The following is a 21,425-nucleotide window of genomic DNA, read 5'->3' as shown; positions in this document are numbered from 1 at the left end:
GCAGCGTTGAAGCCACAGAGGTATTAAGGCTTATCCGGGAAAACTCTGCTTATGCCACCACGCGCATCACCATCCGCACCAGCGCGCTGAGCACCAGGGCCACACCCACCGAAAGCAGCACCGAAAACCAGGCTTGCTTGCGCCCCAGCGTTTTGTTCATGATGGCAAAGGTCGAGATGCAGGGTACGTAGAAGGTGATGAACACCAGCAGGGTGAGGATCTGCACCGGTCGCAGCACGGTGTCGATGTCCTGGGTGCCCAGGGCCTGAAAGATCATCAACAGTGAAAGTTCCTTGCGCAGCACGCCAAACAGCAACGGCAGGCCCAGCACCAGCGGCAGGCCAAGCCACCACTGGGTGAGCGGCGTCAGCAAGGTGTTGATGACGCCATCGGCGCCAAAATGGCCCAGCAGTGCCAGTACGATGCTGCCCCCCACCAGCAGCGGCGTGACGATGGTGAGCACATCACTGGAGCGAGCCCAGGTTTCATGCAGCATGGCACGCCAGTTGGGCAAGGTGTAAGGTGGAATCTCTTGTACCTGCCCCGGCCCCACCTCGCTTTGCCGATGCGACAGGATCAGACCCATGACGGCGATCAGCAACAGCGTCAGTGCGTAGATGCCAATCACGCCCAGCACGCCGAGGTACTTGCCCGCTACCGCCAAAATGATGGCCGAGCGCGCCGAACAGGGCACAAATGCGATCAGCACCGAGGCAATCAGGCGTTCGCGGCCCGATGTGCTGCGTGCCACGGCAGAGATCGCCGGCACATTGCAGCCCAGGCCCAGCAAAAACGGCACGGCCACGCCACCGTGCAGGCCGATTTTGTGAAAACCCCGGTCCACCACAAAGGCAATGCGGTGCATCAGTCCCATTTCTTCAAGCGCGATCAGCAACAGCAACAGCGGCAGCATGTAGGGCACCACGATGCCGATCAGTCCGATGAAACCATCGGCAATGGCGCGCCCGACCACCCCGGCGGTGGACTGCGGTTGCCAGCCGCTGCTGACCTCAATGAGGCGCTGTGTGGTTTGGCTGTCGATCCAGCCGCTGACCTCGAACACTACAAACAGCACCCCGGCAAACACCGCCAGGCTGGCCAACAGACCCCATTGCCGGTGCAGCATGAACGCGTCCAGCCAGAAGCGCCAGCCGTGCTCTTTTTCATGGGGTCCCGGTCGCAGCGCCGACTCAAAAATGGTGGCGGCGCGGTGGTGCCGGTCAGCATGGATTTCTTCGGCCAGCGGGCGCGGCAAACCCAGCCCGGAGGCCGCACGCAGCGACAGCAAGGACGGCATCAAGGGGCCAAAGTGCTCTTGCAATTCACGTTCGATATAAGCATGTCCGGAGGCAAACAACATCAGCAAAAACTGATGGGGTACGCGAAAAGCGGCAGCAATGCCGGGCTGCTTGAGTGCGGTGTTCAGCGCCTCCAGGCTGCTGGCAATGTGTGGACTTGATGCCTGCGGCAGTGAGCAGATGGCCTGGCGCGCCGTGGCTACGGCCGTTCTGAAAAGATCGGCAATGCCTTGACCCATGCGTGCGGAGATCGGCACTACGGGCATGCCCAACTGGCTTGACAGCGCCCGCAGGTTGATGTGCAGGCCCTTGCGGCGCACCTCGTCCATGTGGTTGAGCGCCAGCACCACCGGGCGCCCCAACTGGCTCAATTCAAGAGTCAGTTCAAGCTGGCTTTGCAGATTGGTGGCGTCGATCACTTGCACGATCAGGTCGGGCGGCTCGAAAGGCGCCGGCGCGGCACCGGACTCGTGGGCAGTGATCGGCGGACGCTCGTTACCCCATAGCAGGTACTTGAGCGTGCCCAGGTCCTCGTCTTGCAGGGGGTGCAGCGCGCTCAGGCTCGGCAGGTCCACCACACTGGCTTCGTCCAGGCCAATTTGCACCGTGCAGCTGCGGTAAATGCGGTGGGTGTTGGTGAGCTCGCCGGTTTGTGGCGCGGTGCTGGAGACCGCCTTGAACAGCGTGGTCTTGCCAGCGCCCTGCAAGCCGACCAAGGCAATGCGCAGGCGTCGCGCGCCGCGTAGCAGCGGGGTGTGGAGCAGGATGCTGTGCTCAGGCACAGCTGTGTCTGCATGTTTTGTCTGCTTGTGCTTGGCTGCCATGTGTGGCTGTATTGTCAACCAGGGGGGAATGGCTTGTTGATGGGGTGTGTTACTGAAGTAAAGGCAGGTATTGCGTAAAGACTGATGGGTGATGCCGTAAATTAAGTGCGGAAAGTTGTAAATGTTTGTAACGCTTGCATTAACAAAGGTAGACGGCAGTTAGGTGAATGCTAATAATGTTTTTTTAATTCAAGTATTGATTGAAATCAAAGTATTTGATTATTTTTGGTAAATGTTATTAATGTCTATTAATTTTTGGTAATTAATTTCCTGTTTATTTAAAAATAAACAGGAGCGGGATCCAAGGGCAAGATAAGGAGTCGGTCATGAAGACACTGCACACCGTCCGCAAGCTTTTCGAGCGCTCGTCGCTGGCTGGTTATTTGAGCGAGGCCTTCCGACCCAAGCACCCTCACGTTTCCCATTTTCATGACCGAAAAACACCCAAGCGTCTGGACTTTTCCATGGAACCGGTGGAGCCGCGGTTGCTGCTGTCGGCGGATATCAGTTATCCGGATTTAGCAAACGCAGGGGATACTGCGGTCACCAACTTGACGCTGCAAGTTGTAAATGACAGCGGTCTGAAGGTCAAGTTGTTGCAGACCGGTAATCTCAGCAATGAAGTTTTTTCCTCGTCCATTTTGGCGAACGAGAACACCATCAACATTTCGCGCTCGGGTGGGGGTTCGCTATTTGCTGACACCGTCACCATCGACCTCTCGACCCTGGGCTTGTTGACGCCTACCGGTGACGCACTCACGATCAACTTCGCTGGTGGTTTTCAAGATGTGTTCAGCGACACAGTCATTCTGTCCGGCACGGCTTCACTCGGCTACAGCCTGAGCGTGGTATCGGATGCCGATATTTCTGTCACGGGCTCGCTGACGCTCAGCGATCCCGACGACGATATCGCGCTCACGGTCGCCATGACCGACACCGGCCTGCCACCCGATTCGCTCACCCCCAATGATTTTTACGCCGATGCCGATGCAGACATCAATATCAATGGCGTGCTCAATGCCAACGATGTGACCCTGATGGCCACCTCGACCCTGACACTCGACAACGCCAGCCTTGGCATCAGCGCCTTTCAGCTTGCCTTTATTTATGCCGATTCGTCCGCTGAAGTGAACATTGGCAGCGGGGCGCACATCACCACATCCGGTGCTTTAACGGCGATCGCTACATCCGATGTTCGCGCTATCGCGTCGTTGAAGTCCCTTTCGACAAAGACCACCACCGATACCGACGCGGCTGTGGCCAGTGTCATCATCAACAGCGACGCCTTCGCACGGGTCGCCGGCTCGGCCAATCTTGACGTCACCGGTGCGTTCAATCTGATGGCAGACAACGTGGTCATTGGTGCCGCGCTGGCCGACGGCACGCCGGGCGGGGCCGGTGCCACACTTGGCCTGGCCGTGATCACGGGCGGCACCGAAGCCTCCATTGCAGGCAGCGCAACCGTGGATGCAGCCTCGGTGGCTGTTTTGGCCTCATCGCAGAACACCCTGACCGCACTGGCCAAGTCCACTGCCGGAGGGGCTACGGCCGGGACAGAAACGACGCCAGGAACACCGGACAACAAGTCGCAGAAGGCACTGAAGGATAACGACGCCGCCACTTCCGACGGCGATTTGTCGCTGGCTGGCGCTGTGGCGGTGGGCGTCCTGACCAATTCCATCCAGGCCTTTGTCAATACATCGGGCCATGTTATTTCTGCAGGCTTCCTTAATGTGGCGTCCCAAAGCGTCAACAAGGCGCAGACCAGCGCAGATGGCAGCAACACCACAGGCTCTGGGACTTCGGTCGGCATTGCGGCGGCCATTGGTGTCGATGTGTTGGACAACCACGCCTATGTGGACGGCAGCGGTTTGACGGCCGGTGGCTTGAACGTGACCGCCTTGATGGGGGAACGCGCGCCCCTGAGTTTTGACCAGGCCGACGTTACGGTTGCCGACAACACCATCACCCTGCTTGATGGGGGCCACGGGCTAATCACGGGGGATGAAATTGTTTACGAGCAGGGCACTGCTGTCGATGCCATTGGTGGCTTGACCGACGGCGACAGCTACTTCGTGGCGGTGCAGGACGACGGCACCATCAAGCTCTACAGCACCAGCGCCGAAGACGCCATTGCCGGGGATGCCACCGGACTCGTCACCCTGACCGGTGACGGCAGTGCCAGTGGCCACAGCTTTACCGACGTCAGCAAGCTCAACCGCTTTGGTGTGACGGCCATCGCCGGTGCCAGCGGCGGTGCCACCGGTGTTGCGGGCGCCCTGGCCATTGGGGTGGTCATCAGCGACGCCTCCGCCACCGTTCGCGACGGCACGGTGGTGACCATCACTGGCGGCGGCAACGTTGTGGTGAACGCCGAGAATTTCGTCGAGAGCATGGTCAAGTCCACCGGCAAGCAGGAAGGCGGCGGCACCGGTGTTGGCGCGTCGGTGGCGTTGGCCATCGTGGACACCGATACCTTGGCCAAGGTCGGCACTGGCGCCGGGGTCACAGGTGCGCACGATGTCTCGCTGTCAGCGACGTCCAGGAACGATATTGACACCACGGCGGAGGGCGGATCGGCTGGAGGCACGGCCATCACGCCGGTGGTCGCGATTGGCTTGATCTTTGATGACACCGGTGCTGAAATTGGCACGGGTGGACCGTTGAGCATGTCCGGCTCTCTGGCGCTCGAGGCGATTCACGAAGGCGAGGCCAGCACCAACGCCGAAGGCGCCGCCAAGGGTACCAGCACTGCGGTCGGTGCCTCGCTCGGTCTGACGATTGCGGAAGAGGCGGTGGGCGTGGCCTTGATGCGTAGCATCTCGGCGACGGGTGGCGTCGCTGTCCTGTCGCAAGGGACTTCGCGCTCGCGTACCAACGCCAAGGCGAGCGCCGCTGGCGCTGAAGAAGACGACGGCGCGAATTCGGACGGTGTCAACGACCAGAGCAACAGCCAGATCGACTTCGCCAACGCGCAGTCGACGAGCCGCGCAGGCGGCTCCTCGGGCACCACGGACGCTCCAGATGCCTCCAGCGGTGACGGCTCGATCTCGGTCGCCGCCGCGATCTCGATCAGCGTGCAGACGACGAAGATCACCACGGAACTGGGTGATGCCGTCTTGATCACTGCCGGTGGCGCCGCCAGCTTGCGGGCTCTGAGCAACGTCGACACCTGGGCCGAGGCCGACGGCAGCGCGTCGAACGGCACGTCCGGCACGGTCGGCGCAGCGGTGTCGATCAACGTGGCGAACGTCAAGACCGACGCCACGACCGGCAACGCCACCATCACCGCCGATGGCCTGACCGTCGAGGCCGGCATGGTCGATCGCTCGATGGGCCTCGGGGTGGCGACGAGCGAAACCGTGGACGTCGACGCGGACACGATCTTCGTCGGCGAGGACGCGGGCTTGTCCACCGGCGACGAGGTGACCTACGACAACGGGGGCGGCACCAGCATCACTGGCCTGACCGACGACGACGGCGCCACCAAGTACTATGTGCGCGACGTTGGCAACGGCCGGATTGAGCTATACGCTTCCAAGGCAGAGGCCGAGGACACGGCCAACACCACCGGGCGGTGCGACCTGACCGACCAGGGCGCGGGCACCGGCCACAAGCTGCAGCGCACCGGCAAGGAAGACATTACGTTCGACCCGGCCAAGGACGTCTTCGCGCTGACTTCGGACGATTCCGCTGCCCTACGCACCGGCGACGAGATCGTCTACGCCAACGGTAGCGGCAGCGATATCGGCGGCCTGACCGATGGCGACATCTATTTCGTGATCATCGACGCCGAAGGCGACCTCAAGCTCGCCGCCTCACGCGACGACGCGTTCGATGGCAAGGCCGTCGAGATCACCGGTGCGGGCACCGGCACCGACCACACCATGACCGAGCACACCAGCCGCGCCGCGGCGGATGCGACCTCGGGCGCCAGTGGCGGCAACCTCGGCATCGCCGGCTCGATAGCCATCAACGTGACCGAAGTCAACGCGCGCGCCGCTCTCACGGACGGCTCGACGGTGGTGATGGTCGATGGCGGTGGGGTACCAGCCGACACAGGCGCACTGACCGTCACGGCCAGGTCCGACACCATGGCCGGCGCCGATGCGGGCGCCCAGCAGTCGGGCGCCGGCAACGTCGGAGTGGGTGCGTCCTTTGCGCTCAACATCGCCGATCACAGCACCACCGCCGCCATTGAAGGCGCAGCGGTGGTGGATTCCGTCACCGGCACGCCTGGCGACATCAGCGTCAGCGCCGATGGCGCCTACGGCATGCGCACCGACGTGGAAGGCGGTGCCGAGGGCGGCACTGCCGTGTCGCCGGTGGTCGGCATTTCGGTGGCCATGAACGACACCACGGCCTCAGTGGCCGACGGCGCCACGCTCGAGATCAGCGGCGATCTGGCCATCAGCGCCACGCACGTGGCCGACTCGGTGACGGTCGCCAAGGGCGACGCCACCGGATCCAAGGCCGCGGTCGGCATCTCGTTTGGCCTGACCGTGGCCGAAGATACGGTTAGCGCCAGCCTGTCGCGCGACGTGACCTCGACCGGTGGCGGCGTGGCGGTCACGACACAGGGCGCCGCGGCCTCGCGCACCCAGGCGGCTGCCTCGGCGACCGGTGCCAAGGAAGACGACGGCGCCGAGGGAAGCACCGACGACTCTGGCGTGAGCGAGGCCTCGCAGAGCCAGCTCAACACCGCCAACGCCCAGACGGCCACGCGCACTTCCGGCAACACAGGCACCGGCACCACCACCAACCCCGAAGGCGCCTCCACCTCCGACGGCCCGATCTCGGTGGCCGCAGCCATCGGCCTGAACATCGGCACTTTCAACGCCACCGCCAACGTGGCCGGTGTGACCATTGATGCCGACAAGGCGGTCGAGGTCAAGGCGCTGGGCAACATGGACGCGGGCGCCGAGGCGTCCGGCGAAGCCTCGAATTCGAAGGAAGGCGATGCCACCGTCGGCGCCGCCGTGTCCATCAACGTCGCCAACGGCACGGTCGCGGCGAGTCTCACCAACTCGACGGTCACAGCCGAGGGCCTGGCCATCGAGGCCGGCATGTTCGAGCGCGACGGCGACGACATGCACGACTTCTCGGCGAAGGCAACCTCGGGCGCGAGCGGCGGCAACGTCGGCGTGGCCGGCTCCTTTGCGCTGAATGTCTCGAACATCCACACCCTGGCTACGCTCGACGCAAGCTCGACCGTCACCGTCGCCTTGAGCGGTGGCGATCTCGTCGTGAAGGCAGAATCCAAGAGCGGCAGCCTCGCTTCGGGCGAGGCCGCCCAGGAGAAGGGCGAACAGCCGGCCGAGCAGGAGCAGCCGGCCACGACGACACAGGGCGAGGGCAGCCAGACCCAACAGACCAAGCAGACCGGCAGCACCACCGGCGTTGGCGCTTCCATTGCCATCAATGCAGCGGACACGGTCACGACCGCCGTCCTCGACCATGCAACGGTTACTGGTGCGAAAGACGTTACCGTTTCCGCGAGCGACGAGCACGAGGCGAACGCCAACGCCATTGGCGGCTCTGAAGGCGGCACGGCCATCACGCCTGTCGTGAGCATCGTGGTGGTGCAGAACACGGCCAGCGCGACGATCGGTACGGACGCCAGCGTCAACGCCACAGGCGACGTCACGGTCGCCGCCGCGCTCACGGCCGACACCTCGGCCGCTGTCGAAGGCAGCGCCGACGGGACCAAGGCCGCGGTCGGTGCCGCGCTCGGCCTCGTCATCGTGGAAGACAAGGCACTGGCTCGCGTGGCAGGCAGCGTGACCACCACCGCGGGTGGTGTGGACGTCACGGCGCGCGCAGTCACCTCGTCGAGCGCGGATGCCAAGGCCAGCGCCAAGGGCAGCAAGGGCTCCGACCAGAGCGGAACGCAGACCGACGGTGTCCAGCAGCAGGCGGATGCCCAGACCACGCAGGCCAACAGCCGCAATACCAACAGCCAAGGCAACGCGGCACCGAGCAGCGACACCTCGAGCGGCCCGATCAGCGTCGCGGCAGCCATCTCGATCAACGTGGCCAGCACCACCGCACGCGCCGAGATTGCCGGTCAGAACGGCGGCACCGCCAGTGTGAATGCCGACGGTGCGGTCACGGTGAAGAGCGAAGCCAATGCCGATTCCGCTGCCACGGCCGACGGCCGCGCGGCCGGCAAGGCCTCCGACAGCACCAACATCGGTGCAGCGGTGGGTGTCAATGTCGCGCACATCGACAACATTGCCACGATCAATAACGCCACCGTCACCGGCGACGGCGTCTCGGTCCAGGCCCTGATGGCCGAGCGCGCGTACGACGTCGAAGTCACCGCCAAGCCTATCGTCGACAAGGACGCCGACACGATCTACGTCGGCGACCCGGAAGACCTGTTCAAGGACGCCGAGAAGGTCAAGTACAAGATGGGCAGCGGCGGGACTGCCATCGGCGGCCTGACCGACAACACCGATTATTGGGTCATCGTCAAGGGCGACGGCCGCATCCAGCTTGCCGCGTCTGAGCAAGACGCCAAGGACGGCAAGGCGATCGACCTGGACGATCCGGTCGACCTCGGCGACGCACACGTCCTCGACCGCGAAGGCACCTTGCTCGACCCGGTCGACGACGTCACTTTCGACCCGAACGGCGACCACTTCGAGATCGATTTCGGCGACACAAACGGTCTGACCACCGGCGACGCGGTGATCTACAAGGTCGGTGCCGGGAGCACGGCCATTGGCGGACTCACGGCGGATGAAACCTATTACGCCATCGTCAAGGGCGGCCAGTTGAAGCTCGCCAGCAGCTTCGAGAATGCGGTGAAAGGTGAGGCGATCGAGTTGACTGACGCTGGCATCGGCGACAACCATGCGTTCGTGAATGCGAGCCATACGGCCAGCGTGGACGCGCGCTCCGGCGCCGCCGGCGGCAAGACAGGCGTGGCCGGGCATGTGGCGGTCAACATCGTGATCGCCAACACGGTTGGCGAGTACGGCGACAACGCGGAAATCACCATCGCCGAGGGCGTCAACGACGGCAATGCGGATATCGGCGCCTCGACCATCCAGGCCGACGCGACCAGCCTGACGCTCACGCGCGCGCTGCCGGGCACGGCGGCCACCGGCTCGACCACCGGCGTGGGCTTGGGCTTTGCCATCGGCTACAGCGAGTACGACACCGATGCCCAGATCAGCGGCTCGGCCACGGTCTCGGGCACGGCAGGCGACCTGAGCGTCGATGCCAACGGCGACCACACGGTCGTCACGCTGGCGGGTGCCGGTACGGCATCGAACGGCACCGCGGTCGCCGGCGCGATCGCGCTCGGCATCTCGAACAACGACACCGACGCGCGCGTGCTCGCGGGCTCGGACCTTCAGGTCGACGGTGACTTTGCGATCACCGCAGACAACGCCCTGCGCCAGACCACCGAAGCGAACGCCGAGGTCACTGGCAAGGGCGGCACCGGTGTTGGTGCCGCGATCGCGCTCGGCTGGGCCGAGGACGACGTGAGCGCTCGCCTGGAGCGCAGCGTCTCGACGGGTGCGGCCACCGCGGATGACGTCAAGGTCGAGGCCAAGGGCGCCATCACCGCAACCGTGCTTGCCACCGCCAGCGCCAAGGGCGAAAAGAACGCTACCGACGGAGGCCAGACCTCTCAGCAGCAGACCAAGTCACAGACGGACTTCGCCAATGCGCGCACCAATTCCAGCCTGACCGAGCCGACCCCGCAGACCGAGGTTGCGAACGCCAACAACCAGTCGCAGAGCCAGACCAACAATCCGGGCGGGCAGCAGGGGCAGGGCAACACCAACGCCAGCCAGTCGAGCACCCAGACGTCCGGTGGCGTGCTGCGCATTGCCGCCTCGATCGGCGGCGCGGTGATCGTGTCGGACGTGACGGCGGAGATCGCCGATGGCCTGACCATCGACGCCAGCGGCGACCTATCGGTCAAGGCGATCAGCGACACAGACGCGCAGGCCGAAGCAGTGAGCCTGGCCTTCACCCAGAGCTCGTCCGAATCGGACAACGTGAGCGCCGCCGTGGCGTTCAACGTGGCGCTGCTGGATGCGAACGCCTACCTGGGCAACGGCACGACCGTCGCGGGTTCTGTGACGGTTGAGGCCGGCACGACGGCCGGCGAAATGAACGAATTCAAGGCCCTGGCGCTCTCCGGGGCTGGCTCGCAGCAGAGCAGCGGCGGCGGCAGCAGCAGCGGCGGCACCGATGCCGGCAACACCGGAACCAACACCGGCCAAGGCACCGGTGGCGACAGTTCCAGCCTCGGCATTGCCGGCGCCGTGGCCTTCACCGTCTACGGCTCGCCCGCCACCAACGACCCAAACACCTTCAGCGCCGAGATTGCCGACGGGGCGTACGTCACGGCGTCCTCGGGCGATGTCGCCGTCACCGCGCGCCAGGACATCGGCATGCAGAACATCGCCGGCGGCGGTGCGCTGGTCTGGTCGTCCGGCAATGGTCAAGGTCAGAACGGCTCCGACACGACCGTCGGCGCGGCAGTCACCATCGGCGTGGCGGACTACAACACGCTGGCCCGGATCGGCAGCGGTGCCAAGGTCGACGCTGACGGCGACGTGAGCGTCAGTGCCTCCAGCTCGTTGAGCCCGCTCGAGATCATCACCCCCATCGTCAAGGAGGTCGAGACGGGCCTGGACGTCACCTCGCTGGCCATCGGCGCAGCCATCGGTTCCGGCGGCGATGCCGGGGCCGGATCGGCCACCATCAACATCATCAGCCCGACGACGCGGGCCAGCATCGGCGCCGGCGCGGATGTCGACGCGGGTGGCGACGTTGCGGTCACGGCGTCGAGCGACGTCAGGCTGGTCGATGTGGCTGGTTCGCTCGGTGTCTCGCTCAACTCGGGCAAGGAACCCGGCAGCGGCGTGGGCATCGGCCTCAACGTGGGCGTGCACCTGTCCACCACCGAGGCGGCGATCGAGGGCGGCACGCTCGCCGCGCCCACGATGATCGACGCCGGCGGCAACGTGATCGTCGAGGCAGAAGCGTCCGATGAGTTCTTCCAGCTTGCCGTCAACGCAGGCGGGGGCTCGAGCGCCTCAGGGGCGGGCTCGCTGAACGTGCTGGTGAACATCACCAACACCCGCGCGCTGGTGAACGACGATCTCAACAGCCAGACCACAGGGGCGGCGACGATCGACGCTGACGGCAGCGTCGAAGTGGCAGCGGTGTCGCGTACCGAAGTCGACAGCTATGCCGGATCCCTCGGCGTGTCGCTGAGCGAATCGGCCGTCGGCATTTCGGTCGGCGTCGTCGTCGACATTGACGACACGCTCGCCCTGGTGGGCGACGGCACCGATGTGACCGCAAGGGGGAACGGCGACGCGATCAACGTTGCCTCCGGCAACTTCAACACGGTCGAGCCCGTAGTCGATGGTGATCCGCCGCTGGGCGCTTCGATCGACACAATGGCGCGCGGCCTGGCCGTGACGGCCACGAGCCACGACGACATCTTCATGCTGGCGATTGCAGCCTCGGCCTCGCTGGGCCAGGACAACCAGGGCAAGCAGGGCGGCAGCGGCCAGAACGGCGGCGGCGGCGGCAGCACGAACAGTGGCGGCGGCACCAAGGTGGGCCTCGCAGGTTCCGTGACCGTGGCAGTGGTCCTCGGCGAGACCAAGGCCGTGCTGGGCGACGACGTCGATGTCAATGCAGACAACACAGGCGCGCATGCGGACCAGGGTATCCTGGTGCGTGCCACGGACGAGACGAACATCGGCAATGTGGCGGGTGGCCTGGCCTTCAGCCTGAATGGGGACGCGGGCGTCACCGGCTCGGTGGTGGTCAACGTGGTTGAGAGTTCGACCTGGGCGCAAGCGCTGGGCGACAACACACTCAACGCCAGCGGCGGCGTCACTTTCGACGCCAGCGGCAAGAACGACATCGATGCGCTGGCCATCGCGGTGGCCGGGGTGGTCTCCACCGGAAATCAACAGTCTTCCGGCAACAAGAACACCAGCGGCGTCAAGTTCGCGGGGGCCGGTGCGGTCATCGTGGACATCGTCACGAGCGAGGTGCTGGCGGAAGTCGGCGCAGACAGCGCGATCACCACGACTGGCGGGCTCGTCGTCAACGCCGAGGACAACTCGGACATCGTGGCCGACTCGGGTGCGGCGGCCATCGCGGTCGCCACAGGCCAGTCAAGCGGCTCTGGCAATCCCGCGATCGGCATCGGCGCCTCCGTGGCGGTCAATGACATCACCCAGACCATCAAGGCGACGGTGACCGACACGCCGATCACGGCCGCCAGCGTCGACATCGACGCCAGCAACAAGGCCTCGATCGACGCACTGACGATTGCCGGTTCCGGCACGTTTTCGAACAGCTCGACGGCGATGTCTGGTGCAGGCGCCGGGTCGGGCAACTACATCGTCGCCACCACAGAGGCGAGCATCACCAATCCGTCCGGCATCGAGATCGTCAACGCCGCCGGCGGCGCGGTCTCGGTGAACGCACTGGACAACAGCCACGTCAACGCCGACGCCGGTTCGGGCGCAGTGGCGGTGTCGACGGCCAGCAGCGGCAACAACGTCGGGGCCGTGGCCATTGGCGCCTCGGTCGCGGTAAACCACATCACCAAGACCACGACGGCCAGGATCGACCGCGCCGATGTGGATTCGGCAGCCTTCACGGTCGAGGCCGAGTCGACCTCGGATATCGATGCCCTCACCTTCGGCCTGTCGGGCTCGCTCTCGTCGGGCAGCGGCACGCTGGCGCTTGCCGGCGCCGGCTCGGGTTCGGGCAACGAAATCACGTCCGACGTCAATGCCGTCGTGTCCAGGAGCGAGATCGTCGTGACCGGGCCGGTCAAGGTCAACGCCTCGGACGCATCGACCATCGACGCCCTCACCGGGTCGGTGTCGGTGGCGATCAACGCCGGCAGCGGTAGCGGGTCGAAGGTGGGCGTGGCGTTGGGCGCGGCCGTCACGATCAACAAGGTCGATGCCTCGGTCATTGCACAGGTCGACGACACGACCATCACGGCGACCGGGCAAGACGTCGAGATCAGCGCCTCCAACACGGCCTCGATCGACGCGACTGCCTTCGGTGTGGGCTTGACCGTGTCGTCCTCGCAGAGCGGCGCCGCCGTCGGCGTCAGCGCAAACGTGGCGATCACGCTCAACGACATTGACCTGACCACCCAGGCGCTCCTGACGGACAGCGACAGCGTGGTCGACCAGGACGAGATCGTCGCCGCGCGGAACCTTGTCGTGAGCGCGACCGACAGCGGCAACATCACCGCGAACGCCGTCTCGGCGTCGCTGGCTGTGTCGTCGTCGAGCGGCAGCAACATCTCGGTGGCCGGTACCGTGAACGTGTCGGCCTCCGACAACATCATCAAGGCGACGACCGAGGCGCTGGTCGACGATGTCGACGCCACGCTGACCGGCGTGGTCGACATGGATGCCTCCTCCGACAAGGACATCAGTGCCATCGTGGTGGCAGCGTCCGTCAGTGTCAGTGCATCGAGCGGCAGCGGCGCGTCCGTCGGCTTGAGCGGCGCGGGCACCCGCTCCTACAACGAGACCGATAACTCGGTGCTGGCCGTCATCCGCAGTGCCGACGTGCAGGCGGTCGGCGACGTCACGCTTGACGCCGTGGATAAGACGGACATCAGCGCCACCCTGGTCGCGGTGGCCGCCTCGGTGAGCGTCAGCGGCAGCGGCGCTGCCGGCGCGCTGACCGTGGCGGTGAGCGACTCCGACAACGACATCACGAACACCACCCGCGCGGTCATCGAGGGCGCCTCGGATGTCGAGTCCACCGGCGGCAAGCTGGGTCTGAACGCCTCGTCCGAGGGCTCGATCAAGGCCACGGCCATCGCGGCCTCGGTCGGCGTTGGCTCCGGCGGCGGACAGGTTTCCCTGACTGGCGCCGGTGCCGGCGCGAACGCCACCAATGCCATCACGAACACGATCGAGGCCGGTGTCATCGGCGACTCCACGGTCGATGTGAATGGCAATGCCGCCATAAGCGCCACCGACGAGGCCAGCATCAACGCCAACGTCGCGACCGCGGCTGTAAGCGTGACCGCGGGCAGCTCGACGGTCTCGTTGAGCCTGGCCGCGGCAGTGTCCGTGGCGAGCAACATCATCGACAACGACGTCCAGGCGCATGTGCTGGATTCGGCGCTGGATGCCGGTGGCGCGCTCGACATCACGGCGACCTCCGTCAAGATCATCGACGCCTTCGGCCTGGCCGCCAGCGTGGCTGTCACCGCCGGCAGCGGCACGGTCTCGCTCAGCGGCGCCGTCGGTGCGGCGATCGCCACCAACACGATCGGTGGCACGGTGCAGGCAGTGATCGCCTATGCCGATGCGGCTGAGTCGCCTGACGCGCAGTTCGTCAGTGCTGGCGGCCCGATCACCCTGCTGGCCGACAATGACAGCACGATCGACGCCACGCTGGGGACGCTCGCCGCGTCGGTCTCCGTCGGCTCGGGCACGGTCAACCTGTCCCTGGCAGGCGCCGTGTCGGTCACGACGAACACCATCACCACCGAAACACTGGCCGGCATCAGTAATTCCGATGTCGACAGCGGCGGTGCCGTGTCGATCACGGCCAAGGCCGGTAGCGAGATCAACGCCGATACGATCGCCGTGGCACTGGCCGTGGCGGCCGGCAGCGGCACGGTCACCCTGGCAGGCGGCTTTGCTGCGGCTTCGGCCACCAACAGCATCGGCGGCTCCACCGAGGCGCTGATCGAGGGCAACAGTACGCTCGACGCAGTGGGCAGCATCGATGTCGGCGTCACCGACATGGCCGAGATCTCGTCGAACGTGATCGCAGCCGCGGTAGCCGTGTCCGCTTCCAGCGGGTCGGTCTCCGGCTCGCTCGCGTTGGCCGTGTCGCTGGCCCAGAACACCATCGACGGCAGCAGCCGGGCGTCCATCAACGATTCGGACGTGACGGCAACGAGCCTGCTCGGCAACCCCGGCGTGACCGTCTCGGCCCTGGCCGACAACTCGATCGACGCGATTGCCGCGGCCGCCAGCGTCAGCGTGGCGGCCAGCACCAGTGTTGGTGTGGCGATCTCCGGTGCTGGCGCCTGGGCCAAGAACGTCATGACCAACGAGGTCGAGGCCTCGATCGTCAATCACAGCATCGTGGACGCGGATGGCGCGCTGTCCGTGCTGGCGGTCGACAGCTCGTCGATCACGGCCAAGCTGGTGTCAGCCAGCGTCGCAGTGGCCGTGGGCACGACGGCCGCCGTGGCGGTTGGCTTCTCGCTGGCGTTGACCGAAAACGAGATCGGCAGCGACACTGTGGCGACGATCGATGACTCGGTCGTCACAGCAGGTGGTGGGGTCAGCGTGCTCGCCAACGACGGCGGCGTGCGCGACCTGCTCGCAGATCCTTGGGCCGGCGGCAACAACACGCTGGTCGTCGACGGCGACCGGCGCTTCGCCGACCTGAAGTCGCCCGATCAGCCGGTCGACCTGAAGGCTGCCGACCCCTGGAGCAGCGGTACGACCACCCTCGGCGGCGCGACCCTCAACGGCACGGTGTTGGTGGACACCACGACCGACACCCTCTCGCTGGGCGGCGCCACCATCGACCTGCTGGCGGCGGCGCCCTGGGCCGATGGCAAGAGTTCGCTCACCACCAACAAGGGTGCCAAGGTCGAACTGGTCACCACGGCGGTGCCCGCAGACACCACCGTTGCGGTCAACGCCGGCGACAACACGCTGACGTTCACGACGGCACACGGCTTCGCCACGGGTGACCTGGCGACCTATCAGAGCGACCTGCTGTCCGACGGCAGCGGCCTGGTATCGGGGACGAAGTACCGCGTCATCGTGGTAAATGCGACCACCATCAAGCTGCAAAGCGGTCACACCTTTAATGATGGCGACCTCGTCACCTACGACACTAACCTGGGCGGCGACACGAGCGGTCTGGTCGATGGTGCCAAGTACACCGTCCAAGTGGTCGACGAGTTCGGCATCAAGCTGAAACCCCAGGCGCCGATCTGGGCCAGCGGCGCCAACACGCTGGGCGGCGTGACCCTCGACGAGAACGTCGACGTGGACGCCAATGGCGACACGCTCACGTTCGGGGCCGTGGTCGACCTTTCGGCCGTTGACTGGACCGCCGGGACGAATACGCTGACCCGTGCTTCGGGCATCGAGGTAGCGCTGGGCAGCGTCACGCTGAATGCGGGCACGAACGAGCTGGACTTCGGCTCGGCGACGCACGATTTTGATGATGGCGAGATCCTCACCTACCGTAGCAGCCTGGGTGTCGGCGACACCAGCGGGCTCAAGGACGGGCAGCAGTACCGTGTCGAGGTCATCGACGCGAACACGATCAAGCTGCAGACCGGCCACGCCTTCACCGATGGTCAGATCGTCACCTACAGCACCACGCTGCCAAGCGACGCGAGCGGCCTGGTCAACGGTGCGAAGTACCAGGTCGTTGTGGCTGACGACTTCAGCATCAAGCTGAAAGACGTCGCGGTGCTCGACGGCGGCACGAGCGTTCTCGACGACACGATAATCTTTGGTTCGGACCACCACTTCGAGACCGGCGATATCCTCACCTACAGCAGCACCCTGGGCAGTGACACCAGCGGCCTGGTGGACGGCGGGCGCTATCGCGTCACGGTCATCGATGCCAACACGATCGAGCTGAGCGATTCGCGGATCATCGATTCGCTGGCGGTGGCTGCCGCCGTGTCCGTGGCCGTCAGTGGCAGTGGCGCAGCGGTCGGCGTCTCGGTGGCAGGCGCGGTGGCGCTCAACACCATCGAAGGCGGCTACGAGGCGTCGATCACCAGCAGTGACGTCGACGCCACCGGCAGCGTCGACGTGATTGCGCAGGACAGCTCGGCCATCCAGGCCATGCTCTTCGCGGCCGCCGTATCGGTGTCGGCCAGCGGCGGCGCGGCCGCCGTGGGTGTCGCCGCTTCCGTGGCCCTGGCCAGCAACACCATCGATGGCAACACGCTGGCGACGATCGATGATTCCACGGTCGACTCCGCCTCTGGCGCCATCACGGTGGAGGCGCTGTCCGACGACAGCGTCCAGTCCTTTGCCCTTGCTGCTGCCATCTCGGCCGGCGGGGCGAGCGGCGTGTCGGTGCAGGTCGCGGTCGCCGGCGCGGTAGCGTTCAACACCATCACCGGCTCGACCGAGGCCAGCATTGTCCGCAGCGACGACCTCATCGACGACATCGGGGTTCAGGCCGCTGGCGACATCACGGTCTCGGCGTTGGATGAGTCCCACATCCTGTCCATGCTGGGTGCGGTGTCGATTGCCGCAGGCGGTTCCGGCACGGCTTCGATCAACGTCAGCGTCGCTGCCACCTACGCCGAGAACATCATCGGCGGCAACCTGCTGGCGACCATCGACGACTCCACAGTGGTGACCACCGGCGGAGCGGTGACCGTCGGAGCCCTCGCCGACGACCTCATCGAGGCCTTCGGCCTGGCGGTCGGCATCTCGGCCGGCGGATCCGGTGGCGTGTCCATCAACGTGGCGCTCAGCGCCGTGGCAGCGACCAACACCATTGCCAACATCACTGAGGCCAGCATCAAGGGCGTCAGTGATGTCGACGCCATGCACGGATCCAACGGGGCCGTGACGGTGCAGGCGCAGGACGTGTCCGACATCTTTGCGGTGCTGGCAGCGGCCAGCGTCGCCGCCGGCGGTGCCGGTGCGGTGTCGGTCAACGTGGCGGGTGCGTTCGTCTATGCCAGCAACGCGCTGTCGTCGCGGACCGACTTCGACTGGAACAACGACGGCGTCATCGATGCCCGTGACCTGCACGAAGGCGTGGCCATCCTGAGCCGGCTGCACGACCTGCAGGCGGGTGAGGACGGGGCCCTCGGTTCACAATTGGCCGGCTACCTCCCCGGCCCCGACACGATTACCGGTAACTCGCCGGGCGGCGACGGGGTGTATGGAACCGGTGATGACGTCCTCACGTCTGACGATGACGACGTTGCCCTCTACGTCAACGATGACCTGACGGTAGCCGGGGCGATCAACGCCTACGTCCAGGAGCAGGTGGCCGCGCTCCGCAATAGCGTGGGCCGCCTGGAAGCCACGAGAAACCTGATGGCAGGGGACGATGGTGTCGTGGGCGATCGCCCAGGCGCTGACGGCGAATACGGTACGGGCGACGACGTGCTGTCGGGCGCCGATGACCTGACGCTCGACGAGGCCATCGACGCTTACCTCGCGGCGCATCCGACGCTCGTGACGAACCTCGAGACGTCGCTGTCGTACCTGACGGCGCTGAACACGCTCACCAGCTTCGACGTCAACGACGACGGTACGATCGACTATCGCGACCTGCTGCTCACCAGCACGACGTCCGACGACACGGAAGTGGGCAACTCGATGACAGCCACGATCGATTCGTCGACCGTTAACACCGCCGGCACGGTCACCGTGTCGGCCTCCAATCACGACGACGTCACGGGCGACAGCTCGGGTATCACCGCCATCGGCATCGCCCTGGGCATCGCGGCCGGCGGCGCCGGTGGCGTCTCGGTCAACGTGGCCGGAGCCGGTGTCATTGCGTTCAACGAGGTCGGCAGCGGCATCGAAGCCAGCATCGTCGACAGCACGGTCACGGCCGGCGACGACGTAACCGTCATGGCCGTGGACCAGGCCGAGATTGATGCCCTCCTGCTCGCGATCGGGGTGTCCGCCGGCGGTGCCGGCGCGGTGTCGGTCAACGTGGCGGCGTCTCTGACCTACGGAGCCAACACGATGGGTGGCGACGTGCTGGCGACCATCGACGACTCCACGGTGAACAGCACCGGTGGTGAGATCGTCGTCGACGCCTATGCCGACAACGACGTCATGGCCATCGGCGTGGCCGTTGGCGTGTCCGCCGGTGGCGCCGGCGGGGCGTCGATCAACGTCGCCCTGGCCGGTGTCGGTGCAACCAATACCACGACCAATTCGGTCGAGGCCAGCATCCGCAACGGCAGCGACGTCGTTGCCAACGATGCGACCTTTGGCGCGGTCAGCGTCAGTGCGACGGACGTGTCCGACATTTCGGCGATCCTGGTGTCGGCCGCGGTGTCGGCCGGCGGCGCCGGTGCCGCGTCGGTGAACGTCTCGATTGCCGGCGTCTACGCCAACAACAGCATCAGCAGTTCGCTGCTGGCGAGCATCGACGGTGCGACCGTCGACACGGCGGGTGCGGTCACCGTGGCGGCGACCACCGACGACGGTGCCGACCACATGGCGATCGAGTCCTTCGGTATTGCCGTGGGTGTGTCTGCCGGCGGTGCCGGTGGCGTCTCGGTCAACGTGACGGGCGCAGGCGTGATCGCTTTCAACCAGATTGACAACGATATCGAGGCCAGCATTGCCAATGGCAGCACGGTGAACGCCGATGACGACGTGACGGTGGCCGCCGAAGATGGCGCGCATATCCTGTCCGAACTCGGTGCGATCACCGTGGCGGCGGGCGGCGCCGGTGCGGTCTCCGTGAACGTCGCCGTCTCGGCCACCTACGCCGAGAACACGATGGCCGGCAGCCTGCTGGCGACCATCGACAACGCCACGGTGGCAAGCACCGATGGTGCCGTCACGGTCGACGCTTATGCCGACAACACCATCACGGCGCTGGGCCAGGCGGTCGGTGTAGCCGCCGGCGGTGCCGGCGGCGTGTCGATCAACGTCGCGATGAGCGCGGTCGCTGCGACCAATATCAGCGGCAACACGGTCGAGGCCAGCATCAAGGGCGGCAGCGACGTCGATGCCAACGATCTGACCGACGGTGCCGTCACCGTCAGCGCGACGGATGTGTCCGGCATCGAGGCCGTGCTGGTCTCGGTCTCGGCGGCGGCCGGCGGCGCCGGTGCGGTGTCGGTCAACATGGCCGGCGCGCTGGTGTACGCCAGCAACGCCATGTCGTCGAGCCTCGATTTCGACTGGAACGGCGACGGGAGCATCGACTTCCAGGACCTGCACGCAGGCGTGGCTGTGCTGACGCAGCTCAACGAGTTGCGGGCAGGCGCCGACGGTATCTTCGAGGACATGGCAGAGGCTGGTGCCGACGACACCATGGACACGCCCGACGACACATCGACCGCCGACGACAACCTGACGGTGGACCAGGCGATCGACGCGCTGGGCGCTCTGAATGTCTTCGCGGTCGGACAGCCCGATACCAACTACAAGAATGCGCTCAAGGCCAAGATCGGCTCGAGCTTCGACATCAACGGCGATGGCAACATCGACTACCGCGACCTGCAGCCCAACGGCACGACACCCGACGACGTGCGCGTCGGCAATGCCTTGCTGGCCACCATTGCGAACTCGCAAGTGGATACCGCCGGCGAGGTGCATGTGTCGGCGTCCACCGTCGATGGCTCCGACCGGATGGAAATCGATTCCTTCGGCATTGCCGTGGGATTTGCTGCTGGCGGCGCCGGTGGCGTGTCGATCAACGTCGCGGGCGCCGGCGTGATCGCCTTCAACGAGATCAACAACGCGATCGAGGCGAGCATCAATGGCAGCCACGACGTGACCGCCGGTGGCGACATCATGGTCGAAGCCGACAACCAGGCCCACATCCTGTCCGAACTGGGCGCGGTCAGCGTTTCTGCCGGCGGCGCCGGCGGGTTGTCGGTCAATGTCTCGGTCTCGGTCACGTACGCCGAAAACACGCTAGGTGGCAGCTTGCTGGCCACCATCGACGATTCGACGGTGAACAGCACCGCCGGCGACGTGATCGTCGACGCTTCTGCGGCCAGCTCGCTCGAGGCCTATGGCCAATCCGTGGGCGTGGCCGTGGGCGGCGCGGGCGGCGTGTCGATCAATGTGGCGGTCGCTGCAGTACTGGCCGGCAACACGCTGACCAATGATGTGGAGGCCAGCATCGTCAACGGCTCCGATGTCGACGCCAACGGCGGGGTCGAGATCTCGGCGACCGACAGCTCGACCATCGATTCCGAACTGACCGCGGTGTCGGTCAGCGTCGGCGGCGCGGGGGCGGGCGCCTTGAACATGACGCTGGCGCTGTCGATGGCCGAAGTGAACTTTGGCACCAGCACGCGCGCCATGATTTCCGGTTCCGCCGTGACGGCCGACACCGGCAACATCACGCTCGACGCGCTGTCCAACGGCTCGGTCGATTCCACTGGCGTGGCGGTTGGCGTCTCTTTTGGCGGCGCAGGCGGTATATCCGGGTCGGTTTCGGCCGCGGGCGCGCTGGCGTCGGTGACGTCCACCAATCTGGTCGAGGCGTTGATCGCCGATGGCTCGGACGTGGATGCCACGGCCGGCTCGGTGCTGCTCACTGCCACAGA

The 21,425-nt window shown here is 65.6% G+C and carries 2 protein-coding genes (1 of these 2 running past the window's edge); one reads left to right on the top strand and one right to left on the bottom strand.

The window, feature by feature from the left end; all coding sequences use genetic code 11:
- Window positions 1-49: 49 nt before the first annotated feature.
- The gene (locus NDJ10_RS07895; RefSeq protein WP_296160872.1) at window positions 50-2,122 is read right to left on the bottom strand and encodes a ferrous iron transporter B; all 2,073 of its coding nucleotides are present in this window, start codon (window positions 2,120-2,122) and stop codon (window positions 50-52) included.
- 326 nt (window positions 2,123-2,448) lie between these two features.
- Here NDJ10_RS07895 and NDJ10_RS07890 point away from each other — a divergent pair, with 326 nt between their 5' ends.
- Window positions 2,449-21,425, top strand: the start of a protein-coding gene (locus NDJ10_RS07890; protein WP_296160870.1) for an LEPR-XLL domain-containing protein. Its footprint extends 22,951 nt past the window's final position; the window shows 18,977 of its 41,928 coding nt (coding positions 1-18,977); it begins with the start codon at window positions 2,449-2,451; its stop codon lies beyond the right edge, outside the window.

The sequence above is a fragment of the Rhodoferax sp. genome (assembly GCF_023700745.1).
Lineage (GTDB): Bacteria > Pseudomonadota > Gammaproteobacteria > Burkholderiales > Burkholderiaceae_C > Rhodoferax.
This window is presented reverse-complemented; position numbering and strand designations above follow the sequence as displayed.

Excerpts from the sequence above, each read along its gene's own strand:
- NDJ10_RS07895 (WP_296160872.1), bottom strand. The coding sequence starts at position 2,122 with ATGGCAGCCAAGCACAAGCAGACAAAACATGCAGACACAGCTGTGCCT.